This window comes from Janibacter cremeus (genome assembly GCF_029395675.1).
Lineage (GTDB): Bacteria > Actinomycetota > Actinomycetes > Actinomycetales > Dermatophilaceae > Janibacter > Janibacter cremeus_A.
The window spans coordinates 1,535,069-1,556,889 of the sequence record NZ_CP115184.1; the positions used below are offsets into that span (position 1 = coordinate 1,535,069).

Here is a 21,821-nt window from a genome sequence, read left to right on the forward strand (position 1 = left end):
TCAGCCCCCGATCGCGCTCATCGGCCGCGGCGGCTGGAGGAACCCGGGCTCGTTGATCCCGTGCCCGGGCTTCTTGCCCGCCAGGCAGGAGTGGATCAGGTCCACGATCTCCTCCGGGTCGCCGCTCTCCCGCAGTGGAGTGCGCAGGTCCGTCTCGCCCTGGGCGAAGAGGCACGAGCGCAGCTGACCATCCGCGGTCAGCCGCAGCCGGTCGCAGGCCCCGCAGAAGGGCATCGTCACCGACGCGATGACCCCGACCTTGGCCGGTCCGCCGTCGACGTGGAAGAGCTCGGCGGGGGCGGCACCGCGGCCGGCCACCTCCGTGAGGGTGAACTCGGTGCGCAGCTTCTCGAGGATCTCGGCGCCGGTGACCATGTCGGACCGCTGCCACTCGTGCCCGCCGTCCAGCGGCATCTGCTCGATGAAGCGCAACTCGAAGCCGCGCTCCACCGCCCAACGCAGCAGCTCCACCGCCTCGTCGTCGTTGGCTCCTCGCATCAGGACCGTGTTGATCTTCACCGGGTGGAAACCCGCCCGGTCCGCGGCATCGATGCCGGCCATCGTGTCCTCGAAGCGGTCGCGGCGGCTCAGCGCTTTGAACCGCTCCGGCTGCAGGGTGTCCAGGCTGATGTTGACCCGCGACAGGCCGGCCTGCCGCAGCGGTTCGGCGAGCGTGGGCAGGCGCAGCGCGTTCGTCGTCATGGAGACCTCCACGGGGCCGGCGGCGCTCTCCATCGCGGAGATACCGGCGACGATGTCGACGACGTCAGGGCGCAGCAGGGGCTCACCGCCGGTCAGGCGCACCTCCTCGACACCGGCGTCGACGGCGATACCGACGATTCGCAGGAGCTCCTCGGTGGTGAGCATCTCCTGCTTCGGCAGCAGGGGGACGCCCTCCGCCGGCATGCAGTACGTGCAGCGCAGGTTGCACTTGTCGGTGAGCGACACACGCAGGTCCCGGTGCAGGCGACCGTGGGTGTCCATCAGTGGGCGGGGCATCAGCAACTCATTCCTGACCATACGTGGGAACCGTCGACCTCGAACTGCTGCTTCCATACCGGCAGCTCGTGCTTGATCGCCTCGACGACGGCGCGGCAGAGCGTGAAGGCCAGGTCCCGGTGGGCACTGCCGACGACGACGACGAGCGCGAGGTCGCCGACGTCGAGGTCGCCGATCCGGTGGGTGGCGGACACGTCCGTCTGGTCATCGGGGTCGTGCTGCGCGGCGGTCCGGGCGACGACCTCCTCGATGAACCGTTGCGCGTCCGGGTGGCAGGTGTAGCGCAGGGCGACGACCTGCCCCGCGGCCTCGGGGTCGTGGTCACGGACCTGCCCGACGAAGCTCGCGACGGCCCCGTGGGCGGGCTGGTCGACGCTCGCGAGCATGGCGGCCAGGTCGATCGCCTCGGTGGAGATCCAGGCGGTACGGGTCATCAGTGGTCGCCTCCGGACAACTGGTCGAGGATGTGGCCCGCGAGGGGCAGGAGGACGTCCAGTCCCTCACTGACCCCCTTCGGGCTGCCGGGCAGGTTGACGACCAGGGCTCCGGGGCGGTCGGGCCCCGCATCGACGACACCCACGAGGCCACGGGAGAGTGCGGCGAAGGGGGTCTTGCGCGCCCCCTCGGCCCGCAGCAGCTCGGCGACGCCGGGGAGCTCGCGGTCGAGGACCGGCGCGGTGCCCTCCGGGGTGCGGTCGCGGGGACCCACGCCGGTACCGCCCGAGGTGATCACGAGGCGCGCCCCGGTGGCCAGCGCGGCGCGCAGGACCTGCTCGACCTCGTCGGCCCCGTCGGGCACGAGGCTGGAGCTCGTGTCGTAACCAGCGGCCTGCAGGCGCTCGACGGCAGGCGGTCCCGACAGGTCCTCCCGCACGCCGGCGGCGGCGCGGTCGGAGACGGAGATGACATGTGCCGGAACGGCCACCGGGCCTCCCTCCATTTCGACGTTCCCTCCAGTGTCTCAGGTCTCATCAACCCCCCTACCCGGGGTTCGCCCAATCATCGCTGCCACACCGAGGAAAGACGAGTGCTGCCGGCCGCGCCCTCTCGGGCCCAGCCGACAGCACGTCGTGGAATGGCTCAGAGACCCAGGTCGCGGCCGATGAGCTCCTTCATGATCTCGTTCGTCCCGGCCCAGATCTTGTGGACGCGCGCGTCCTTCCAGGCGCGGGCGACGCGGTACTCGTTCATGAAGCCGTAGCCGCCGTGCAGCTGGACGCACTCGTCGAGGACGTCGCACTGGATCTCGCCGGCCCACCACTTCGCCTTGGCCGCGTCGACGGCGGTGAGCCTGCCCTCGACGTGGGCCATGACGCAGTCGTCGATGTAGGCCTCGGAGACCTCGACCTTGGTGACGAGCTCGGCGATCTTGAACTTGTTGTGCTGGAAGGTGCCGATCGGCTGTCCGAAGGCCTTGCGCTCCTTGGTGTACTCGATCGTCTCCTCGAGGATCTGGCGCGCGTTGGCGATGTTGCCGACGGCATTGCCCAGACGCTCCTGGGGCAGCTTCTGCATCATCGAGATGAAGCCCATCCCCTCGGGCCCGAGGAGACGGTCGCCGGACACGCGGACGTTGTCGAAGAACAGCTCCGAGGTGTCCGACTCGGGCTGGCCGACCTTGTCCAGGGGCTTGCCCTTGGTGAAGCCCTCGTCCTCCTTCTCCAGGACGAACAACGAGATGCCCTTGGCGCCCTTGGTCGGGTCGGTCCGGACCGCCACGACCGCGAGGTCGCACTGGTAGCCGTTGGTGATGAAGGTCTTGGAGCCGTTGATGATCCAGTCCCCGGAACCGTCGTCGGCCCTGACCGCGGTGCTCTTCAGGGCGGCGAGGTCGGACCCGCCGGAGGGCTCCGTCATGCCGATCGAGAGGATCTTCTCCCCGGTCACGACGCCCGGCAGCCAACGCTGCTTCTGCTCCTCGGTGCCCAGCGCGACGATGTACGGGGCGGTGATGTCGGAGTGGATGCCGAAGCAGGAGGAGGTCGCGGCGTTGAACTTCGCCAGCTCCTCCCCGAGGACCGCGTTGAAGCGGTAGTCATCGATGCCGGCGCCGCCGAACTCCTCCGGGATGGTCAGCCCGAAGAACCCCTGCTTGCCGGCCTCGAGCCAGACCTCACGCGGGATCGTGTGCTCGGCGATCATCGACTCGGCGCGGGGCACGAGCGTGCGCTCGACGAACTCCCGGACGGAGGAACGGAAGGACTCGTGGTCCTCCTCGTAGATGTTGCGGGGCATTGCCACACCTCTCTGGCACGTGATGTGCCGACATGCTGCCTCGAGGCCGTGCGGGCTCGAGAAAACGTTGACTAAGCGCTTGCTTAGTCTCGTCGGATGAGGGCATGCTGTCAACCGTGACGGCACCGACACCCAACCTGCCCGCGCACGACAACCCCACGGTCGTACGCCTCTTCGAGGCGGCCGCCGACGCCTTCGCGGACAAGGGCTTCCACGCGACGACGACCCGCGACATCGCCTCGCGCGCCGGGCTCTCCCCCGCCGGTGTCTACGTCCACTTCGCGAGCAAGGAGGACCTGCTCTTCCAGCTCAGCCGCGTCGGCCACGAGGAGGCGCGTGACGCGCTCGCCGCGGCTGCCGCCGAGGCCGACTCCCCCACCGCCGCCCTCGAGGAGGTCATCTCGGCCTTCGCCCGCTGGCACGCCCAGCAGTACCAGGTCGCCCGCATCGTGCAGTACGAGTTCCGCCACCTCGCCCCCGAGCACCAGCGCGAGGTCCTCACCCTGCGCCGGGAGATCGACGGGGTGGTCGAGCGGATCATCACCGACGGGGTCGCTTCCGGTGAGTTCTCCGTCGAGGACACGCGGGTGACCGCACTGGCGGCGATGTCGCTCGTCGTCGACGTCGCGCGCTGGTACCACCCGGGCGTCCGGCGCACCCCCGAGGACATCGGCGCCGAGTACGGCCGACTCGCGCTGCGGCTCGTGGGGGCGGCATAGCCTGCAGGTCTGATGCAGACCTGCTGGCGAGGTCCTAGTCGACGACGACGGCGAAGGGAGCGAGCAGCCCGAGCGCGCCGACACGGTCGACCGCGAGACCCCGGACATTCGTCGCCCGCGGATCGATGACGTAGTCGCGGGCACCGCGCAGGTCGGCACCCGTGAGGTCCGCGCGCACGAACCGCGCGCCGGCCAGGGAGCAGTCGTCCATCACGACGTCCGCGAGGATCGCACCGTCGAAGTCCGCGTCGGAGAGCACGCACCGCTCGAACCGTGCGCCGGTGAGGTCGAGCTCGCTGAAGCTGCCCATCGACAGCTGGCAGTCGGTCCAGGTGGTGGGCTCCGGCAGGATCATGGGTGCGCGCATCGTCGACCAGGAGGTGGCCAGGGCCTTGCACCCGGTGAAGGTGCACCCGTCGAGGACGGCATCGGGCAGGCGCACGCGCGACAGGTCGACCCGCTCGACCGTGCACCGCTCGAGACGGACCCCGGCCAGCTGCGCACCGGCCCAGCTCGCGTCCCGGAGGGGGCAGCCGACGAGCTCGACCCCGGCGAGTCGCTCGCCCTCGTCGAGGTCACCGGTGAGCACCTCGTCGACGATGCTCGTGCGGCCGCCGACCTGGTCGAGCAGGGAGGACACGGGTCCGCCGGAGCGGCTCAGTCGCGGGTGAGGCGGCGGTAGGTGACGCGGTGCGGACGCGCGGCGTCCTCACCGAGACGCTCGATCTTGTTCGCCTCGTAGCCCTCGAAGTTGCCCTCGAACCAGTACCACTTGGCCGGGTCCGCCTCGGTGCCCTCGTAGGCGAGGATGTGCGTCGCGACGCGGTCGAGGAACCACCGGTCGTGCGAGATGACCACGGCGCAGCCCGGGAACTCCAGCAGGGCGTTCTCCAGCGAACCGAGGGTCTCGACGTCCAGGTCGTTCGTCGGCTCGTCGAGCAGCAGCACGTTGCCGCCCTGCTTGAGGGTCAGCGCGAGGTTGAGGCGGTTGCGCTCACCACCGGAGAGCACACCGGCCTTCTTCTGCTGGTCCGGCCCCTTGAAGCCGAACTGGCTGACATAGGCGCGCGAGGGGATCTCGACGTTGCCGACCTGGATGAAGTCGAGCCCTTCGGAGACGACCTCCCAGACGTTCTTCTCGGGGTCGATCCCGCCGCGGCTCTGGTCGACGTAGGACAGCTTGACCGTGTCCCCGATGTCGACGGTGCCCGCGTCCGGCTCCTCGATGCCGACGATGGTCTTGAAGAGCGTGGTCTTGCCGACGCCGTTGGGACCGATGATGCCGACGATGCCGTTGCGCGGCAGGCTGAAGGAGAGGTCCTCGATGAGCACCCGCTCGTCGAAGCCCTTCTTCAGGCCCTCGACCTCGATGACCTTGCTGCCCAGGCGCGGGCCCGGCGGGATCTGGATCTCCTCGAAGTCGAGCTTCTTGGTGCGCTCGGCCTCGGCCGCCATCTCCTCGTAGCGCGCCAGTCGGGACTTGGACTTCGTCTGGCGGGCCTTGGCGTTGGAACGGACCCACTCGAGCTCGGACTTCAGCCGCTTGGCGAGCTTCGCGTCCTTCTTGCCCTGGACCTGCAGGCGTTCCTGCTTCTTCTCCAGGTAGGTGGAGTAGTTGCCCTCGTAGGGGTAGAGCCGGCCGCGGTCGACCTCGGCGATCCACTGCGCGACGTTGTCCATGAAGTACCGGTCGTGCGTGACGGCGACGACGGCACCGGGGTAGCCGGCGAGGTGCTGCTCGAGCCACAGCACCGACTCGGCGTCCAGGTGGTTGGTGGGCTCGTCGAGGAGCAGCAGGTCGGGCTTCTGCAGCAGGAGCTTGCACAGCGCGACGCGACGGCGCTCACCACCGGAGAGGTGGGTGACCGACTCCTCCGGCGGCGGGCAGCGCAGCGCGTCCATGGCCTGCTCGAGCTGGGAGTCGAGGTCCCACGCGTCGGCGTGGTCGATCTCCTCCTGGAGCTTGCCCATCTCCTCCATGAGCGCGTCGAAGTCCGCGTCCGGGTCGGCCATCTCCTCGGAGATCTCGTTGTAGCGGTCGAGCTTGGCCTTGATCTCGCCGGCGCCCTCCTCGACGTTGCCGAGGACGGTCTTCTCCTCGTTCAGCGGCGGCTCCTGCAGCAGGATGCCCACGCTCGCGCCCGGCTTGAGGCTCGCCTCGCCGTTGCTCGGCTGGTCGAGCCCGGCCATGATCTTCAGGATGGTCGACTTGCCGGCCCCGTTGGGCCCGACCATCCCGATCTTGGCTCCGGGGAAGAAGGACATCGAGACGTCATCGAGGATGACCTTCTCGTTGTGCGCCTTGCGCGCGCGAACCATGGTGTAGATGTAGTCGGCCATGGGGGCAGGCTATCCACTCCCGCCCCCATGCCCGAATCGTCCACCAGGGCTCATGCGGACACCGGCTCGACCTCCTCGGGCTCGTGCGCGGCGACCGGCTCCTCGGGGGCCGGCGGTCCCCCCTTCGCCCCGGTCGCCGCGGGGGGCGCCCCCCAGGACTGCCCGTCCTGCCCCACTTCCTGCTCGAGCCGCTCCTTCAGCCGGTCGTACCCGCCCTCGCCGGCGGCCTGCGCGGCGGAGTCGCCGGCCCGTCCGGACTTCAGGTACTCCGTCGTCCCGAAGGTCAGGTCGTGGCCGACGCTGTAGGCGTCGATGTCGGCCGAGGACCCCCACGACTCGTCGGCCCGCTGGAAGTCGTTGATCGTCAGGCGGCCACGGACGACGACCGGATCGCCCTTGTGCAACGACGTGTGCGAGTTCATCCCCAGCGAGCGGTAGGTCGCGACGTTGTAGTAGCTCGTCGGGCCGTCGACGAAGACGCCCTCCCGGTTGCGCCGGCGCGCGTTGGTGGCCAGCCGGAAGATGGTGAACTGCACCCCCGCTCGGGTGGTGCGGTGCTCGGGGTCGGCGACGAGGCGCCCGGCGACGGTCAGCTCGGTCTCGTTCATCAGGTGGTCCTCTCTCCCGCCCACCTCGGCTGGTGGGCTCGTGGGAACCACCCTCGCCAGTCCCCGGTCGAGGGACCACGGATCGCCACGGGATGTGGACCGCGCCCGAGGGACGGTCGACCTTGTGGACGGTCAGCGCAGGACGTGGCGCAGGTCCGCGCGGGTGTCGGCGTGCTCGGAGAGGACCTGGTGCACCGGCTCGACGACGCGCTCGTCCGCGACCCGACCGATGGATGCGCGCAGTCGACCCCGGACCACCGCCGCACGCCGGCGGGACCCGATGCGGGCCAGCCACCGGGCCAGGGCCGCGAGCAGGAGACCGGCCAGCAGCCCTCCGACGAGCAGCAGGAAGGGCGTGGCGAAGGGTCCCACGTCGAAGGTCGGGATCTCGGGCAGCTGCAGCCAGGCAGCGGCCCCGATGACGAAGAGCCAGACCAGTCCGACCACCGCGGCAAGGGCGAAGACGACCTGCAGCGTCCCGAAGACCGGCCACCACAGCGGCTTGCCCGCCCGCAACGACGTCGCGAGCACGGCCTGGTCGAGGTCGTCCGCGAGGTCGTGGTCGGCCGGTCGTGCGGCGTCGGCGACGGCATCCGCCCAGCGGGTCGGCAGGCCCTCCCCCGCGGTGGTCCCGATGCGTCGGGCGGCGAGGTCGACGGCGGCACGCGCGGCCGGTGCGGGCGGTGGGATCGAGGAGCGGCCGAGCACGGCCCTCATGTCCTGCTCGGTGATGTCGGGGGCGGCCGTGTCGTTCTTGTCGAGCCGCAGGCGCTTCAACGGTGCCGGCCGGAAGGCGCGGACCCACCGGGTGAACGGCCACCCGGTCCGCGCCCACGACTCCAGGCGGTAGTCCCGCGCGACGGCGTCGACGACGATGGGGACGCCCGCGCTGCGGCACAGGGCGTCGACGAGCTCCTCGCGGGCGCGGTCGGAGACCCCCGCGTCGGTGTCCGCGACGGAGTCGCCCAGACCCTCGGCAGCGGTGCGCAGGTCCGCGGCCAGCCGGTGTCGCACGGCGTCCGCGTGCTCCACGGCGCGCTCGAGGTGGGTTCGCAGCTCGTCGATCCCGGCTCCGGTGACGGTCGAGGTGGCGATGACCTCATGACGATCTAGGCCGTCGCGCTCGAGCAGCCGGGTCAGGTCGGCGGTGACCTGCTCCTGCCCGCCCCGAGGCAGACGATCGACCTGGTTGAGGACGACGAGCGTGACCGCGCCGTACTCGTGCAGGACCCGCACGTACTCGTCGTGGAGGACCGAGTCGGCGTACTTCTGCGGGTCGGTGACCCAGACGAAGACGTCGACGAGCTCGAGCACCCGGCGCGCCTCCTCGCGGTTGGCCTCCTCCCGCGAGTCGAAGTCGGGCAGGTCGACGAGCACGAGACCGTCCAGGTCCGCGTCGCCGGACGTGGGGACCTGGTGTCGGGCGCCCACGGACAGCCAGTCGAGCAGCTCGCCGGCCGGCTCGTCACCCCACACCGCGGCCGTCGGCGTGGAGGTCGTGGGTCGGCGCAGGCCGACCGTGGCGACGTCCGCACCTGCCAGCGCGTTGAAGAGCGAGGACTTGCCGGACCCGGTCGCCCCGGCCAGTGCCACGACGGTGCGCCCGCCGACGAGGGCGCTGCGCTCCGAGACCTTGCCGAGGACCTCGCGTGCCCGTGCGGCGGGGCCGGGCTCGAGACGCGCCCCACCGCTCGCGAGGGCCCGTGCCAGCGCCTCGGCGCGGGAGGTGATCTCCTCCGCGGCGAGCGCGGCGGAGCCGTCCTTGCGGCGAAGGGAGGGCAGCGGGCTCACCGCAGACCCTCCTCGACGGCGGCGACGGCCTTCTGCAGGCGCCGGATCCGGGCCTCGCTGACGGTCAGCTCGCCGGTCACCGCCGTGTAGCGCTCCCGCTCGGCGGTGAAGAGGGCGTCCACGCGCTCCAGCAGGAGCTGCCGCGCCTTCTTGGCCATCTCGCGCACGGCCTGGTCGCCGAAGACCGCCTCCAGCACCTTCTGCGCCAGGGCGGTGGTCCCACCGGCGATGGCGACCTCGGGGGCGACGAGCACCCCACCGGTGTGGGCGAAGGAGACGAGCATGAGGAACAGGCCGATGCCATTGACCCCGTAGGCGGCCACGCGCGCATTGGTGCGACGGTTGGCGCCCTCGGCCCGGACGATGTCGAGCACGTCGCCCTGCCAGTCACGCACGAGCCGCTCGACCTCCTCCTCGATCCCTCGCGAGGACCGGGCGAGCTCGGGGTGCTCGTCGAGGACGACCGGTCCCGCCTCGGTGCCCCGCCAGGTGCGGGCGATCGTCGCCGCGGCCGTGTCGGCCTCGGCCAGCAGGAGCGCCGAGACGCCCGTCTGCAGGGCCTCGTCCAGCTCGGCGGTCGGCTCGGGGCCGCGCACCGAGGCGGTGATGCGGTCGCGGACCCGGGCGACCCCCTTCTCGACCTTGCGGAAGAACTCACCCGTCCCGACGAACTCCTGCCACCGGGCCAGGACCTCGCCCCGCAGGAGCTGTCCGTCCTTCATCCCCTCGGTGACGCCCTCCTCGGCACGGTCGTAGGCGTCATAGACGACCTTGACCAGACCGGCGACCTCGTCGCGCTGGGCACGCGTGGCACCGACGAGCGACTCGAGGCGGCCGTCGAGCGAGCGCAGGGCGCCCTCGAGCGTCTGGCGGACGATGATGCTGCGGGCCTTCTGGTCCCCGGCGAGCGCCGTGAGCCAGCCACGGATGCGGGCGATGTCCTCCTCGGGGACGAAGCCCCGGTCGTCCAGGTCGGCCTCGGGCACGGTGAAGACGGGCGCGGTGCCCATCCCCTGCCCACGCAGCATCTCGACGAGGTGGGAGCGCACCTCGGCCGCGCCCGGCCGGTCGACCCGGTCGAGGACGATCGCCACGGCGGTCCCCCTGTCGGAGGCCTGACGCAGCAGCCGCCACGGGATGGCGTCGGCGTAGCGCGCCGCCGTCGTGACGAAGAGCCACAGGTCGGCGGCGGCCAGGAGCTGGACGGCCAGCTCACGGTTGGCGGAGACGACCGAGTCGATGTCCGGGGCATCGAGGATCGCCATCCCCGGGGGGAGGTCGCCGGAGGGTTCCAGGCGCACCGTCCCCGGTTGGGGCTCGGCGTCGCCCCCGGTGACCCGGGCGAGCGAAGGGAGGACCCGCCCGTCGCGGAACCACGGCGCGTCGTCGGGGTGGTGGATGAGGACCGGACTGGTCGTCGTCGGCCGGAGCACGCCGGAGCGCGAGACCTCATGGCGGAGGATGGAGTTGATCAGCGTCGACTTGCCCGCACCGGTCGACCCCCCGACCACGGCCAGCAGGGGCGCATCCATCGAGGACAGCCGGGGGATGACGTGGTCGTCGAGCTGGTCGAGGAGCGCGGCACGCTCCCGGGCTGCCTCGCGGGTGGACTCGAGGTCCAGGGGGAGATCGTTGCGCTCGATCTCGTCGCGGAGGGCGGAGACCCGAGCGAGCATGTCGTCGAGGCCGACCTGCCCTGCGCTCTTCCCAACCATGGCCACACCCTATCCAGCGAGACGGCCATCACGAGCCACCCAGCGTGGGTCGTGGCCGGGCGTCGAGGGTCCGCACCGTGGTGCCCCCGGCGAGACTCGAACTCGCGACCTCGGGATTAGAAAGCCCTTGCTCTGTCCAGCTGAGCTACGGAGGCATTCCCCGGCCGCGGGTCTCCACGACGAGGGTGGTTCCAGTGTAGTGAGCCGCGCGACCTGTCATGATCGGAGCCATGTCCGCGAGAGTCACCGTGCGTGAGGCGGAGGTCGACGACGGCCTCCCCGACCTCGGGCTGCTCGACGAGGGCGAGCGCGCCCGGGCCGAGCGCAAGCGTGACCCGGCCCCCTTCGTCACCGGGCACGCCCTCGTGCGCCGCACGCTGGGCGAGCTCCTCGACAGGGACCCGGCCGGCCTGACGTTCGAGCGCCGGTGCACCACCTGCCGCAGCGAGCTGCACGGCAAGCCCAGCCTCGTCGACGCGCCGGGGTGGCACTTCTCGCTCTCCTACACCTCTGCGCTGGCCGTCGTGGTCGTCGCGGAGGGGATCGACGTCGGCGTCGACACCGAGGACCTCACGGACGCCGACTTCGAGGGCTTCGCGGACGTCACCCTGGCGCGCGAGGAGCTCGCGGCCTTCGAGGGGCTGCAGGGGCGCGACCTCCTCGTCGCCCGGGCCCGGGTCTGGGCCCGCAAGGAGGCCATCCTCAAGGCGACCGGCCACGGCCTGGTCGTCGACCCGTCGGAGATCCTCGTGACCGGGCCACTCGAGGCACCGGGCCTCGTCGCCTGGCGTGCCGAGGAGCCCGCACCGCCGGCCGTCTCCCTCGTCGACCTCGACCTCACGACCGCCAACCACCGGGCGGCCGTCGCCGGCCTCACCGACCAGCCGCTCGAGGTCGTCGGCGGCTGACTACCCGAGGCCGGCGAACTCGCGTCGCCGGGCGGTCATCGAGTCGAGCAGCACCCGCTCCCGCAGCAGCGTCTGCGCGTCCACCGGGTGCCGGTGCATGCGTCGGCGCAGCAGGGCCAGCTCCGAGGCGCAGTCCTGGAAGCTGCGCATGGACGCCGTGCCGACGTTCCCGCGGTGGTGCTTCACCCACGAGCGGGCCTGCCGACGGGCCTTCATCGACGAGAGCATCCCCACCTCCTCGCTCGTGAGCCACCCGGTCGCGGCGTACGGCGTGAGGAACTCCCCGATGATCCGGCCCTCACGGCGTCGCGTCCACACGACGAAGGTCAGGAAGGCGACGAAGGCGACGAACCCGCCCGCGAGGCCCAGGAGGAGACCGGCGCCGTCGCCGGAGGAGGCGGAGAGGTTCCACAGTCCGTGCAGCAGCACGGCGGCACACCAGCCGATGACCGGCGCGACGACCTTGGTGGACCGGGAGTGCGAGACGGCGGCCAGGCCGACACCGATGCCGATCATCGTCGTGAACATCGGGTGCAGGAACGGGCTGATGATCCCGCGCATGACGAAGGTCGTGGCGAACCCACCGAGGCCGTGCTCGATCGCCGCCCCGGCGAAGTACTGGATGTTCTCGGTGAAGGCGAAGCCCGCGGCGACGACCCCGGCATAGACGATGCCATCCGTCAGGCCGTTGAACTCGTGGCGCATGAACCACCACATGACGAGCAGGAAGAGGCCCTTGAAGGTCTCCTCCGTGAAGGGCGCGACGAGCACGGCGGTGAGCATGCTGGCCGACCGCTCGTCGGTGACGCCCATGAGGACGGCTCCGCCGAGGGAGTTGACGACGATCGCCAATGCCGTCGACCCGAGCGCTCCGTAGAGGAAGGCGGTCACGAGGTAACGCCACGGCTCGGCCTCGAATCGGTCGAGCCACAGGAAGAGCGGGAGCACGAGGGTCAGCGGCAGCAGTGCGGCGAGGAGGCCCACGAGCGTCCACACGACGCCGAAGCTGTAGCCGTAGAGGAGGGCGAAGAGCGAGGCGAGCACCAGGGATGCCGCGACGATGAGTCCGCCGAGGAGCCATCTGCGCAGCCTCGGTCGCGGAGTGGGGTTCATCTGCGCCTGGGCCGTGACGTACTGGGGGGTGTACTGCTGGTACTGCAGCCACGCCTGCTGCTCGGCGGGCGGCGGGGCGGCGTGCCCGGGCTGGGGCGGCGATGAACTCATGCCCCCACGCTAATCGAGCGCGGGAGCCGGTATGAGCAGAAGTTCTCGGTCGTCGTGGCCGCCCACGCGGGGGTCGATAGGGTGATCGCCGTGACTGCACCGACCCACAACCCGTCCGACCGCATCGTCTGGATCGACTGCGAGATGACCGGCCTCTCCCTCGAGCACGATGCGCTCATCGAGGTCGCCGCGCTGGTCACCGACTACGAGCTGGAGCAGGTGGGCGAGGGCATCGATGTCGTCATCCGTCCGCCCGAGGCCGCGCTGACCCAGATGAACGACTTCGTGCGCACCATGCACACCACCTCCGGGCTGCTCGACGTCCTCGCCGAGGGCATGTCGCTGACCGACGCCGAGGAAGCGGTGCTGGCGCACATCAAGGAGCTCGTGCCCGAGGCCGGCAAGGCCCCGCTCGGGGGGAACAGCGTCGCGACCGACCGCGCCTTCCTCCAGCGGGACATGGCCGACCTGGAGGGGCACCTCCACTACCGGATGATCGACGTCTCCTCCATCAAGGAGCTCGCCCGTCGCTGGTACCCGCGCTCCTACTTCGCCTCCCCGACGAAGAGCGGCGGCCACCGGGCGCTCGCCGACATCACCGAGTCGATCGCCGAGCTGCGCTACTACCGCGAGGCGGTCTTCCTGCCCCCGCCGGGCCTCGACACCGCGGCGCTGAAGACCATCGCGGCCAAGCACCAGGTCGACTGACGCCCCGACACGAGAAGGCCCCCGGACGATTCGTCCGGGGGCCTTCTGCCTGGGGTGAGTAACGGGACTTGAACCCGCGACCCTCGCGACCACAACGCGATGCTCTACCAGCTGAGCTATACCCACCACGGCGCCCTGTCTTGGGCAGCGCGGACCATCGTACCTGCTCCGGAGCAGTGCTCGTGACCACCCTGCCTGCGACGCCCTCGAGCACCCGCCTCCGACGGGTTCCCCCGTCGATCAGGCACCATGGCCACGTGACGACTTCTGCGAACCCGCTGCCTCCCTTCGCCCGCATCCTGGGTGCGATCCTCACCGCGGTGACCCTCATGGCCGCCACGGTCATCACCGCCTCACCGGCGGACGCACACGCCCGCCTGGAGGGGTCCAGCCCCCAGGACGGTGCCACGCTCTCGGCCGTGCCCCCGGAGATCATGCTGCGCTTCAACGAGCCCATCGAGGAGGGCCTGAACCAGGTCAGCGTGAAGTCCGGCTCCACCGATGTGGCCAAGGGCGACCCCCAGGTCGACGGGTCGAACGTCTACCAGCCGATCGAGTACACGATGGACCCCGGCGAGTACACGGTCACGTACAAGGTGGTCAGTGCCGACGGGCACCCCGTGAGTGGCACCTTCACCTTCACCTACGCCCCCGCGGACAACGACGGACAGGTCGACGAGGACCCGGACGCCACCCCCTACTCCCCGTCGGAGACCTCCTCGCCCGCCGAGCCGGAGGAGACCTCGTCGCCGGCCGGCGACTCGAGCGAGTCGCCCTCGGAGGAGACCTCCACCCCCGCCGACGAGTCGAGCCCGGAGGAGGAGTCGAGCCCGAGCGAGACCGCCACGGCCACCGACGAGTCCCCGACCCCCGAGGAGGACGCGGGCGAGGAGACCGCCCAGGAGAGCACCTCCCCGTGGTGGTGGGCCCTCGCCGTGGGTGCGCTCGTCGTGGTCATCGGCGGGCTCGTGATGCTCGTGCGCGGCCGCCGGGACTCCGAGGACGAGGAGGCCCCGCGCGGCTGACCCGCGTGACGCACGAAGGCCCCGGACGCGATGTCCGGGGCCTTCGTCGTGTGGTGCGCCAACAGGGACTTGAACCCCGAACCCGCTGATTAAGAGTCAGCTGCTCTGCCAATTGAGCTATTGGCGCGCGAGGAGAGACATTAGCAGGGTCGTGGCCGAGTGCGAAATCGGCTGCCAGCAGCCGGCTTTTGGCACGACGAGGGGGGTCGGTCCAGCCGGACCGACCCCCCATCGCCAGTTGCCGCGACGGCTCACCAGGAGCGCTTGACGCGCTGGCGCTCCCACTTCTTGTGCTTGCGGCTGGTGGAGATCATCTTCAGCACGATGACCGCGCCCACGGCCGCCGCGGCCATGGCGACACGGTCCATCCGCAGCTCGCCGGACTCGGTCCTGACGGCGCCGTCCAAGGAGGACTTCAGCGACTCCTTCTGACGGGCGATGACGTTCTTCGGTGCAGCCCGCACGCTCAGCTCATCGATGGTCTGGGCCAGTCGGTCGCGGGTCGTGACGATGTCGTTCTCGAGCTTGGTGATACTCGGGTTCTCGTTGCTCACGTGGTGTTCCGTCCTTACTCGATGCCGAGGTCCCGGCGGATACGGGCAACGTGGCCCGTCGCCTTGACGTTGTAACGGGCGTGGGTGACCACACCATCTTCTCCGACGACGACCGTCGAGCGGATGACCCCCTCGACGACCTTGCCGTACAGCTTCTTCTCACCATAGGCGCCCCAGGCCCTCATGACGGACTTGTCGGCGTCGGAGAGCAGTGTGATCGTCAGTCCATCGCGCTCCCGGAACTTCGCAAGCTTCTCGGGCGCGTCCGGCGAGATCCCGATGACCTCGGTGTCGACGGCGCGCAGCGCCTCCAGGGAGTCGCTGAAGTCGCAGGCCTGGGCCGTGCAGCCCGGCGTCATCGCCGCCGGGTAGAAGTAGACGATGACCCGCTTGCCGCGGAAGTCGCCCAGGGACACGGGCGTACCGGTGTCATCAGGGAGGGTGAAGTCCGGGGCGGGATCGCCCGGGGTGAGTCTCTCGCCCACGAATGCCTCGCAATCTGCCTGTGCGTCGGTGCCGGAGGACGTGGACAAACCTATCCCAGCGCGGGCCTCGCGGGCAGCCGGAGACCGATGGACGCAAGATGCAAACCGTGTGCAATAGTGGAGCGTCCTGCCCCGACTGACGAGGAGATGCTGCGATGCACGTCCCCGACGGATTCCTCGACGGGCCCACCTCGGTGGGCACCGCCGCCATCGCGGCGGCGGGCATCGGGGTGGCCCTGTGGCGCAGTCGCTCCTCGCTCGACGACCGGACCGCCCCGATGGCGGGGATGGCGGCCGTCTTCGTCTTCGCCGCACAGATGCTCAACTTCCCCGTGGGCGCCGGCACCTCCGGGCACCTGCTCGGCGGGGCACTCGCCGCGGTCCTCGTCGGGCCGTGGACGGCGACCCTGTGCATCACCGTCGTGCTCGTCGTGCAGGCGCTGCTCTTCGCCGACGGCGGCATCACCGCACTCGGCACCAATGTCACCCTCATGGCCGTGGTCGGGGTGTGGGTGGGCTGGGCGCTCTTCCGTGCCGTCGTCCTGGTCCTGCCACGGCGCACCGCCTCGGTGCCGATCGCCGCCGCCGTCGCCGCCTTCGTCTCCGTGCCGGTGACGGCCCTGGCCTTCGTCGGGATGTATGCCGTCGGTGGCCAGGCACCGATCCCCCTCGACACGCTGACCACGGCCATGCTGTCGTGGCACGCCCTCATCGGGATCGGCGAGGCGGTCATCACCTTCCTCGTCGTCGGATCCATCACGACCGCACGCCCGGACCTCGTGCGTGGAGCCGCCGGTCGACGACCAGCCGACCTGGTGCGGCGTGAAGCGGAGGTCCCGGCATGAAGCACCGGATCAGCACCCGGGCCGTCGTCCTCGGCGGCGTGGTCGTCGCCCTGCTCCTCGCCGCGGTCGTGTCCTTCTACGCGTCGGGGTCGCCCGACGGGCTGGAGCGCGTCGCCGAGAACCTCGGCTTCGCCGGGACCGCCGGCGAGCACGCGGCCGGTGACTCACCCCTGGCCGACTACGGCATCAGCGGCATCGGGGACGCTCGCCTCTCCGGCGGGCTGGCCGGTGTCATCGGCCTCTCCGTCGTCGGGATCGTCATGTACGGCCTCACGCGTCTGCTGCGTCGCGGCGACTCCGACGCGACGGAGGACTGAGTGGGCGGCCCCCACGGCCGCTCCCTGCACGTCGCCGGAACCTCCGTCGTGCACCGGCTGCCCGCCCACGTGAAGGTCGTCGCGCTCCTCGTCTTCGTCGGCGCGGTCGTGGCGACCCCGCGCGAGGCCTTCTGGGCCTACGGGCTGCACGCGGTCGGGCTGCTGACCGCGATCGTGATCTCGACCGTCCCGTTCCGAGTACTGCTGCCCCGGCTGGTGATCGAGCTCCCGTTCGTCGTCTTCGCGCTGCTCATGCCCTTCGTCGCGATGGGGCCGCAGACGCAGGTCGGTCCGCTGTCGTTGTCCGTCGCCGGACTGTGGGGGGCGTGGGCACTGCTGGCGAAGGGGACGCTGGGCGCCCTGGCATCGCTGCTCCTGGCGGCCACGACCTCCGCGACCGACCTCGTCGGTGGCCTGGCCCGGCTGCGGCTGCCACGACGTCTGGTGGAGATACTCGCCTTCATGATCCGCTACCTCGACGTCGTCACGGGGGAGCTGCGACGCATGCGCATCGCCCGGGAGTCCCGCGGCTTCGCCGGCAGGTCGCTGGCCGCCTGGCCGGTGGTGGCCGGCTCCGCCGGCGCCCTGTTCATCCGCTCCTTCGAGCGCGGCGAGCGGGTGCACCTGGCGATGCTCTCTCGCCGCTACACCGGCGAGCTCCACCTCGGTGCCGGACCGTCCGCACCCGAGGTGGCGTGGGTGCGCGCGCTCGCACTCCCCACGGTCGCTGCGCTCGTCGCGGCGGTCGCCATCAGCATGGGGGTGTGGGCATGAGCACACCGGTCGTCGAGCTGCGCGGGCTCCGGCACGCCTACCCGGACGGGCACGAGGCGCTGCGTGGCGTCGACCTGCACGTGCATCCACGCGAGCGGGTCGCCCTGCTCGGCCCGAACGGCGCGGGCAAGACCACGCTCGTGCTCCACCTGAACGGCGTGCTGCGCCCCGACTCCGGGAGCGTGACGATCTCGGGCCTGCCGGTCGCCGACGACTCCCTTCTCGAGGTGCGCCGGCGGGTGGGGATCGTCTTCCAGGACCCGGACGACCAGCTCTTCATGCCGACGGTGCGCCAGGACGTCGCCTTCGGGCCCCGTAACCTCGGCCTGCGCGGCGCTGAGCTCGACGCCCGGGTGGACTCGGCGCTGGCAGCGGTCGAGGTGTCGGACCTGGCCGACCGGCCACCGCACCACCTGTCCTTCGGCCAGCGGCGCAGGGTGGCGATCGCGACGGTGCTGGCGATGGAGCCGGAGATCCTCGTCCTCGACGAGCCGAGCAGCAACCTCGACCCGGCGGCGCGCCGGGAGGTCGCCGACATCCTGCGGGGGCTGGACGTCACGGTCCTCATGGTCACGCACGACCTGCCTTACGCCCTGGAGCTGTGCGAGCGCTCCGTGCTGCTCTCGGACGGCCGGGTGGTCGGTGACGGCCCGACGGCCGACATCCTCGGTGATCGTGAGCTCATGGCCGCCAACCGGCTCGAGCTGCCCTACGGCTTCGACCCCGCGTCGGTGCCGGCGGCGACGCCCAGGGCGGACTGAGACCGACCCATAGTCACGCCCGGCCCGCAGTCAGGCCGCGTGGATGAGCTCCGCGAGGACGGCTTCGAGGGGTGAGCGGCTGTCCGGCACTGGATGATCGTCCGTGCGCCATCGGTCCGGATCAGGGGGAGCCGATCCCGGCACGGCCCGGGGTCGTGGAGGGCGCCCGGCTCCGAAGAGGGGTGGTGCCGGGCAGTCGTGGATGCGGCCGGTGGGTGTGGTCAGGCGGATCTCGTGTGGGCCCTCGCCGGGATCGAGACCGGTGGTGGTGACCTCGACGGTCCAGCCGGGCTCCTCCTTGACCAGGTTGTGGCACTGGCACAGGCCGGCACCGTTGGCGGCGCTCGTCGCTCCGCCGTGGGCGACGGGGGTGACGTGGTCGATCTGACGGGCGGGCGCGTCGCACCACGGCACGCGACACGTGGGGTCGCGCAGCTCGAGCAGGCGCCTCAGTCCGCCGTGGAAGAAGCGCCTACGGGAGTCCATCGCGACCACGTCACGCCCGTCGGGACCGGTCCAGAGCCGGCGTAGCCAGAACCCCACGCGCTGTGCCCGCTCCGCCGTCCTGTCCCCTACGCCGTCGGTCTCCCCGTCGACGTCCTCCTCGAGGAGGCGCAGCAGGTGCTCGCGGGCCATCGAGGTCGGCACGGGCCCCCAGCCGGGCATCTCCACCCTCCCCGGCCGCTTGGCGTCCTCCCGGGAGCCACCGCCGCCCTCTCGGGAGTCGGCGGCGCCCTCCTCGCTGTCGCAACCGGAAGCGGTCGCGTCCGCCCGGCCGGGGAAGAGGGCGTCCTCATCCATCACCAGCCCCACCTCGACCGGTTGCGCTACCCCTTCGGCTCGTCCGGACAGCCGCTCCAGGGCGGTGTCGGCCAGCCACGCGCCTCGACCCCGGTCATCGCAGGTGCGGGCGGCATCGACCCGCGGGTCACCAGTGGCCACGAACCGGGCCTTCTCCGCGGCCAGCAGTGAGGCATGCGCACCGACCACGTCGGTCATCCGCCCCAGCACGCTCAGGTAGGCCATCCCGTCCGGAGCCGGTCGCACGCCCACGCGTCGGGAGGCTGCCGCCCGGGCCCGGCGCTCGACCACCGCGTCCGGATCCAGGTCGATGCACGCCCGTCGGGCTGCATCCCCTAGGGCCTTGTCCCCCAGCCGGGACAGCTCGTCCGCCAGGCGGGCATCGGCCTCCCGGCGGTCGTGCGAGTCGAGGCAGGCGGTCTCGCGGGCGATGATCGTCGCGCGCCACTCACTGACCTCACCCCGCGACAACGCATCCATCACCCGGGGCAGGTCCGAGACCAGTGCCTTGGCGAGACCCACGTGGCGGTCCGCCTGCGAGGGTGAGCACCGTCGCGCCAGCGCGACCTCCGCCCGCGCCGCGCTGCGACGACAGGTCACCTCGCGTGCACTCAGCTCACCCCGCCCGGCAGCGCTCGTGGCGTCCTCGTCACGCTGCTGCACGAACTGGACGGTGGCCCTGGCCTGCACCGCCGCGGCCGAGGCCTTGACCGCCTCCGCCGCATCGATGACCTCCAGCAACTCCCCCGCCGTCAGCCTCTCCACATCTGCAGCAGCACTGTCAGACAGGCCCGCCACAATCGAGGCGAGCGCGCTCGGCAGGCCCTCCCTCGGCCCATCCACCTGCTGCGTCGACTGCTCCATCACGAGATCCTTTCCTGACTCTATTCGAACACATGTTCGATACGACCGTCAAGAGAGCGGGCAGACGAAATTCCATGGCGCGGACGAGTCAGTCACCCACTCCGACGAGCACCGGCTCGATGACGATCTCGCTCCGCAGGCTGGCGGCGATGAAGCACTCCCGGTGCGCGACCTCGACCAGACGCTCGATCTTGGCGCGCGGAGGGCTGCCGGTGAAGGTGATGTGCGGACGCAGCACGATGCGGGTCACCCACATCGGCCGGTTCTCCTCGGGCATGTGGCCCACGGCCTCATCGCGGTAGTCGACGACGTCGAGCCGCGCCCGCGACGCGACGGCGAGGAAGGACAGCAGCTGACAGCTGCTGGCAGCAGCCACGAGGAGCTGCTCGGGGTTGGGCCGATCCGGGTCCCCGAGGAAGGCACCCGCGCTGCTCGCACGGACCGTCTCGCCAGCCACCCCCAGCTCGTGCTCACGGGGGTAGACGTCGTAGCCCGCGCCGGTCGAACCGGCCCAGCGCAGGGAGGTCGTGAAGGAGTGGTCGCTCACCCCGCTTAGACTGCCTGATCGAGCCGAAGTGGTGGAACAGGCAGACACGCGGCACTTAGGATGCCGTGCCCATTGGGTGTGCGGGTTCAAGTCCCGCCTTCGGCACCCTTCGAGACGGTTGCTGCGCAACCTCCTCAGGGAGCGGAGATGAGACGGTTGCTGCGCAACCTCCTCAGGGAGCGGAGAGATGCTCGCGCAGCAGCGGGACCATCCCCCGGAAGGCACGACCCCGGTGGCTGATCGCGTTCTTCTCGGCATCCGAGTACTGCGCGAGCGAGCGCGTGTCCCCGTCCGGGACGAAGATCGGGTCGTACCCGAAGCCCTTCTCCCCCACAGGTTCCCGAGCGATGGAACCCGGGACGCTCCCTTCGCTCACGACCGTCGCCCCACCGGGGACGGCGAGCGCGGCCGCGCACCGGAAGGCTGCCTGCCGGTGCTCGTCCGGCACGTCCGCGAGCTGGTCGAGCAGCAGCTGGAGGTTGCGGCGGTCCTTCTCGGCGCGCGACAGGTCCTCGCCGCCGTGCAGCCCGGACCACCGGGCGGAGAAGATCCCGGGTGCGCCCCCGAGGACGTCCACCGCGAGTCCCGAGTCGTCAGCGAGCGAAGGGAGCGACGTCGCCCGGGCGACGTGCTCGGCCTTCAGCCGGGCGTTGCCGGCGAAGGTCACCTCGGTCTCCGGGATCTCGCCGACCTCCGGGAAGGCCGCCATCGAGACGATCTCGAGGTCCGGCCCCGCAGCGCTCGAGGAAGCGGCCAGGATCTCCCGCAGCTCCTTGACCTTGTGCTCGTTGTGCGTCGCGAGGACGACCCGACGGGTCACGGCCGGCGCTCCCGCGGGGTCTCGGCGAGCGCGGCCTGCTGCCTCCCGGTGAGGTCCGCGCAGCCCGCGGTCGCCAGGTCGAGCAGCTCACCCAGGAGCTCCCGGTCGAAGGGGGCGCCCTCGGCCGTCCCCTGGACCTCGACGAAGTCACCGGTCCCGGTCATCACGACGTTCATGTCGGTCTCCGCGGTCGAGTCCTCCGGGTAGTCCAGGTCGCAGACGGCCTGCCCGCCGATGACGCCGACGGACACCGCCGCGATGGAGCCGGTGAGGGGCTTGGCGGACGCTGCGATGAGCCCACGGCTCCGGGCGTCCTCGATCGCGTCGGCGAGGGCCACATAGGCGCCCGTGATCGCCGCGGTGCGGGTACCACCGTCGGCCTGGAGCACGTCGCAGTCGAGGATGATCGTGTTCTCCCCCAGCGCCTTCGTGTCGATGACGGCGCGCAGGCTCCGCCCGATCAGGCGGGAGATCTCGTGCGTGCGGCCGCCGACCTTCCCCTTGCGGGACTCGCGGCCGCTGCGGGTGTTGGTGCTGCGCGGCAGCATCTCGTACTCCGCGGTGACCCATCCGGTGCCCTGGCCCTTGAGCCAGCGCGGGACACCGGCCTCGAAGGACGCCGCGACGAGGACGCGGGTCTTGCCGAACTCGACGAGGACGGAGCCCTCCGCGTGGTCGAGCCAGTTGCGGGTGAGGCGCACCTCGCGCAGCTGCTCGGGGGTGCGTCCGTCATGGCGGGGGGTGGTGTCAGTCATGCGCTCAGGCTAACGACCGGCCGGGT

At 71.1% G+C, this 21,821-nt stretch carries 24 protein-coding genes and 4 tRNA genes; 9 read left to right on the plus strand and 19 right to left on the minus strand.

The features are described 5' to 3' along the window. The 4 genes from moaA to O9K63_RS07120 form a co-directional block, all read right to left on the minus strand. On the minus strand, positions 1 to 999 hold the full coding sequence (gene moaA / locus O9K63_RS07105; protein ID WP_277241864.1) for a GTP 3',8-cyclase MoaA: 999 nt from the start codon (positions 997 to 999) through the stop codon (positions 1 to 3). Beyond that, positions 999 to 1,433, minus strand: coding sequence for a molybdenum cofactor biosynthesis protein MoaE (locus O9K63_RS07110; protein WP_277241866.1), 435 nt, complete (start codon positions 1,431 to 1,433; stop codon positions 999 to 1,001). The genes moaA and O9K63_RS07110 overlap by 1 nt, the downstream gene beginning before the upstream one ends. Then, positions 1,433 to 1,924, minus strand: coding sequence for a MogA/MoaB family molybdenum cofactor biosynthesis protein (locus O9K63_RS07115; protein WP_277241868.1), 492 nt, complete (start codon positions 1,922 to 1,924; stop codon positions 1,433 to 1,435). The genes O9K63_RS07110 and O9K63_RS07115 overlap by 1 nt, the downstream gene beginning before the upstream one ends. Before the next feature lie 155 nt (positions 1,925 to 2,079). Next, on the minus strand, positions 2,080 to 3,234 hold the full coding sequence (locus O9K63_RS07120) for an acyl-CoA dehydrogenase family protein (RefSeq protein WP_277241870.1): 1,155 nt from the start codon (positions 3,232 to 3,234) through the stop codon (positions 2,080 to 2,082). Between the two features lie 116 nt (positions 3,235 to 3,350). Here O9K63_RS07120 and O9K63_RS07125 point away from each other — a divergent pair, with 116 nt between their 5' ends. After that, positions 3,351 to 3,953, plus strand: coding sequence for a TetR/AcrR family transcriptional regulator (locus tag O9K63_RS07125; RefSeq protein WP_277241871.1), 603 nt, complete (start codon positions 3,351 to 3,353; stop codon positions 3,951 to 3,953). A gap of 34 nt (positions 3,954 to 3,987) precedes the next feature. Here O9K63_RS07125 and O9K63_RS07130 read toward each other — a convergent pair whose 3' ends face one another. The 6 genes from O9K63_RS07130 to O9K63_RS07155 form a co-directional block, all read right to left on the minus strand. Further along, the gene (locus tag O9K63_RS07130) at positions 3,988 to 4,593 is read right to left on the minus strand and encodes a pentapeptide repeat-containing protein (RefSeq protein WP_277241873.1); all 606 of its coding nucleotides are present in this window, start codon (positions 4,591 to 4,593) and stop codon (positions 3,988 to 3,990) included. A gap of 17 nt (positions 4,594 to 4,610) precedes the next feature. Beyond that, positions 4,611 to 6,293, minus strand: coding sequence for an energy-dependent translational throttle protein EttA (gene ettA / locus O9K63_RS07135; RefSeq protein ID WP_277241875.1), 1,683 nt, complete (start codon positions 6,291 to 6,293; stop codon positions 4,611 to 4,613). 50 nt (positions 6,294 to 6,343) lie between these two features. Continuing rightward, positions 6,344 to 6,901, minus strand: a complete 558-nt coding sequence (locus O9K63_RS07140; protein WP_277241877.1) for a single-stranded DNA-binding protein — start codon at positions 6,899 to 6,901, stop codon at positions 6,344 to 6,346. A gap of 132 nt (positions 6,902 to 7,033) precedes the next feature. After that, entirely contained in the window at positions 7,034 to 8,692 is a 1,659-nt protein-coding gene (locus tag O9K63_RS07145; protein WP_277241878.1) for a GTPase family protein, read from the minus strand. Continuing rightward, positions 8,689 to 10,407 (minus strand): ABC transporter, encoded by a 1,719-nt coding sequence (locus O9K63_RS07150; RefSeq protein WP_277241881.1) that lies wholly within the window; start codon positions 10,405 to 10,407, stop codon positions 8,689 to 8,691. Before O9K63_RS07150 ends, O9K63_RS07145 begins: the two co-directional genes overlap by 4 nt. A gap of 78 nt (positions 10,408 to 10,485) precedes the next feature. Then, positions 10,486 to 10,562 (minus strand) — tRNA-Arg (locus O9K63_RS07155). 75 nt (positions 10,563 to 10,637) lie between these two features. On the opposite strand from O9K63_RS07155, the gene O9K63_RS07160 reads away from it, so the two are divergent. After that, positions 10,638 to 11,315 carry a 4'-phosphopantetheinyl transferase family protein gene (locus tag O9K63_RS07160; RefSeq protein ID WP_277241882.1) on the plus strand — a complete coding sequence of 226 codons (678 nt, stop codon included), beginning with the start codon at positions 10,638 to 10,640 and terminating at the stop codon, positions 11,313 to 11,315. Here the strand turns inward: O9K63_RS07160 and O9K63_RS07165 are convergent, their stop codons facing one another. Continuing rightward, positions 11,316 to 12,539: a PrsW family intramembrane metalloprotease gene (locus O9K63_RS07165; RefSeq protein WP_277241884.1), complete on the minus strand. Its 1,224-nt coding sequence runs from the start codon at positions 12,537 to 12,539 to the stop codon at positions 11,316 to 11,318. Positions 12,540 to 12,683: 144 nt separating this feature from the next. Between O9K63_RS07165 and orn the strand changes: the two genes are divergently transcribed. Then, entirely contained in the window at positions 12,684 to 13,247 is a 564-nt protein-coding gene (orn, locus tag O9K63_RS07170; protein WP_277242281.1) for an oligoribonuclease, read from the plus strand. A 50-nt stretch (positions 13,248 to 13,297) separates the two neighbouring features. Here the strand turns inward: orn and O9K63_RS07175 are convergent. Then, positions 13,298 to 13,373, minus strand: a tRNA-His gene (locus tag O9K63_RS07175). Between the two features lie 131 nt (positions 13,374 to 13,504). Here O9K63_RS07175 and O9K63_RS07180 point away from each other — a divergent pair. Continuing rightward, a complete protein-coding gene (locus tag O9K63_RS07180) occupies positions 13,505 to 14,272 on the plus strand; it encodes a copper resistance CopC family protein (protein WP_277241886.1) in 768 nt (255 codons plus the stop codon). Positions 14,273 to 14,323: 51 nt separating this feature from the next. Here O9K63_RS07180 and O9K63_RS07185 read toward each other — a convergent pair. The 3 genes from O9K63_RS07185 to bcp all read right to left on the minus strand — a co-directional run bounded on the left by O9K63_RS07185 (position 14,324) and on the right by bcp (position 15,311). Beyond that, positions 14,324 to 14,399: transfer RNA gene (locus O9K63_RS07185), tRNA-Lys, on the minus strand. 124 nt (positions 14,400 to 14,523) lie between these two features. Next, entirely contained in the window at positions 14,524 to 14,826 is a 303-nt protein-coding gene (locus tag O9K63_RS07190) for a DUF3618 domain-containing protein (RefSeq protein ID WP_277241888.1), read from the minus strand. Between the two features lie 14 nt (positions 14,827 to 14,840). Beyond that, the gene (bcp, locus tag O9K63_RS07195) at positions 14,841 to 15,311 is read right to left on the minus strand and encodes a thioredoxin-dependent thiol peroxidase (RefSeq protein ID WP_277241890.1); all 471 of its coding nucleotides are present in this window, start codon (positions 15,309 to 15,311) and stop codon (positions 14,841 to 14,843) included. Between the two features lie 155 nt (positions 15,312 to 15,466). Between bcp and O9K63_RS07200 the strand changes: the two genes are divergently transcribed. From O9K63_RS07200 to O9K63_RS07215, 4 genes are read left to right on the plus strand one after another with little or no spacing between them, the layout of a single operon-like run. Further along, positions 15,467 to 16,156 (plus strand): energy-coupling factor ABC transporter permease, encoded by a 690-nt coding sequence (locus O9K63_RS07200; RefSeq protein WP_277241892.1) that lies wholly within the window; start codon positions 15,467 to 15,469, stop codon positions 16,154 to 16,156. After that, complete coding sequence (locus tag O9K63_RS07205) at positions 16,153 to 16,473, plus strand: PDGLE domain-containing protein (protein WP_277241894.1); 321 nt, start codon at positions 16,153 to 16,155, stop codon at positions 16,471 to 16,473. Before O9K63_RS07200 ends, O9K63_RS07205 begins: the two co-directional genes overlap by 4 nt. Beyond that, complete coding sequence (cbiQ, locus tag O9K63_RS07210; protein ID WP_277241896.1) at positions 16,474 to 17,247, plus strand: cobalt ECF transporter T component CbiQ; 774 nt, start codon at positions 16,474 to 16,476, stop codon at positions 17,245 to 17,247. Then, positions 17,244 to 18,008 carry an energy-coupling factor ABC transporter ATP-binding protein gene (locus tag O9K63_RS07215; protein WP_277241898.1) on the plus strand — a complete coding sequence of 255 codons (765 nt, stop codon included), beginning with the start codon at positions 17,244 to 17,246 and terminating at the stop codon, positions 18,006 to 18,008. The genes cbiQ and O9K63_RS07215 overlap by 4 nt, the downstream gene beginning before the upstream one ends. A gap of 30 nt (positions 18,009 to 18,038) precedes the next feature. On the opposite strand, the gene O9K63_RS07220 is transcribed toward O9K63_RS07215, so the two are convergent. Both O9K63_RS07220 and O9K63_RS07225 read right to left on the minus strand, forming a co-directional pair. Then, on the minus strand, positions 18,039 to 19,673 hold the full coding sequence (locus O9K63_RS07220) for an HNH endonuclease signature motif containing protein (protein WP_277241900.1): 1,635 nt from the start codon (positions 19,671 to 19,673) through the stop codon (positions 18,039 to 18,041). An 88-nt stretch (positions 19,674 to 19,761) separates the two neighbouring features. Then, positions 19,762 to 20,220: an OsmC family protein gene (locus O9K63_RS07225; protein WP_277241902.1), complete on the minus strand. Its 459-nt coding sequence runs from the start codon at positions 20,218 to 20,220 to the stop codon at positions 19,762 to 19,764. Positions 20,221 to 20,242: 22 nt separating this feature from the next. Here O9K63_RS07225 and O9K63_RS07230 point away from each other — a divergent pair. After that, positions 20,243 to 20,325 (plus strand) — tRNA-Leu (locus O9K63_RS07230). Between the two features lie 67 nt (positions 20,326 to 20,392). Here O9K63_RS07230 and rdgB read toward each other — a convergent pair. Then, entirely contained in the window at positions 20,393 to 21,040 is a 648-nt protein-coding gene (rdgB, locus tag O9K63_RS07235; RefSeq protein ID WP_277241904.1) for an RdgB/HAM1 family non-canonical purine NTP pyrophosphatase, read from the minus strand. Further along, entirely contained in the window at positions 21,037 to 21,795 is a 759-nt protein-coding gene (rph, locus tag O9K63_RS07240; RefSeq protein WP_277241906.1) for a ribonuclease PH, read from the minus strand. Before rph ends, rdgB begins: the two co-directional genes overlap by 4 nt. Positions 21,796 to 21,821 lie beyond the last annotated feature (26 nt).

Excerpts from the sequence above, each read along its gene's own strand:
- moaA (WP_277241864.1), bottom strand. The coding sequence starts at position 999 with ATGCCCCGCCCACTGATGGACACCCACGGTCGCCTGCACCGGGACCTG.
- O9K63_RS07110 (WP_277241866.1), bottom strand. The coding sequence starts at position 1,433 with ATGACCCGTACCGCCTGGATCTCCACCGAGGCGATCGACCTGGCCGCC.
- O9K63_RS07120 (WP_277241870.1), bottom strand. The coding sequence starts at position 3,234 with ATGCCCCGCAACATCTACGAGGAGGACCACGAGTCCTTCCGTTCCTCC.
- ettA (WP_277241875.1), bottom strand. The coding sequence starts at position 6,293 with ATGGCCGACTACATCTACACCATGGTTCGCGCGCGCAAGGCGCACAAC.
- O9K63_RS07140 (WP_277241877.1), bottom strand. The coding sequence starts at position 6,901 with ATGAACGAGACCGAGCTGACCGTCGCCGGGCGCCTCGTCGCCGACCCC.
- O9K63_RS07150 (WP_277241881.1), bottom strand. The coding sequence starts at position 10,407 with ATGGTTGGGAAGAGCGCAGGGCAGGTCGGCCTCGACGACATGCTCGCT.
- O9K63_RS07160 (WP_277241882.1), top strand. The coding sequence starts at position 10,638 with ATGTCCGCGAGAGTCACCGTGCGTGAGGCGGAGGTCGACGACGGCCTC.
- O9K63_RS07165 (WP_277241884.1), bottom strand. The coding sequence starts at position 12,539 with ATGAGTTCATCGCCGCCCCAGCCCGGGCACGCCGCCCCGCCGCCCGCC.
- orn (WP_277242281.1), top strand. The coding sequence starts at position 12,684 with ATGACCGGCCTCTCCCTCGAGCACGATGCGCTCATCGAGGTCGCCGCG.
- O9K63_RS07200 (WP_277241892.1), top strand. The coding sequence starts at position 15,467 with ATGCACGTCCCCGACGGATTCCTCGACGGGCCCACCTCGGTGGGCACC.
- O9K63_RS07205 (WP_277241894.1), top strand. The coding sequence starts at position 16,153 with ATGAAGCACCGGATCAGCACCCGGGCCGTCGTCCTCGGCGGCGTGGTC.
- O9K63_RS07215 (WP_277241898.1), top strand. The coding sequence starts at position 17,244 with ATGAGCACACCGGTCGTCGAGCTGCGCGGGCTCCGGCACGCCTACCCG.
- O9K63_RS07220 (WP_277241900.1), bottom strand. The coding sequence starts at position 19,673 with ATGGAGCAGTCGACGCAGCAGGTGGATGGGCCGAGGGAGGGCCTGCCG.
- rph (WP_277241906.1), bottom strand. The coding sequence starts at position 21,795 with ATGACTGACACCACCCCCCGCCATGACGGACGCACCCCCGAGCAGCTG.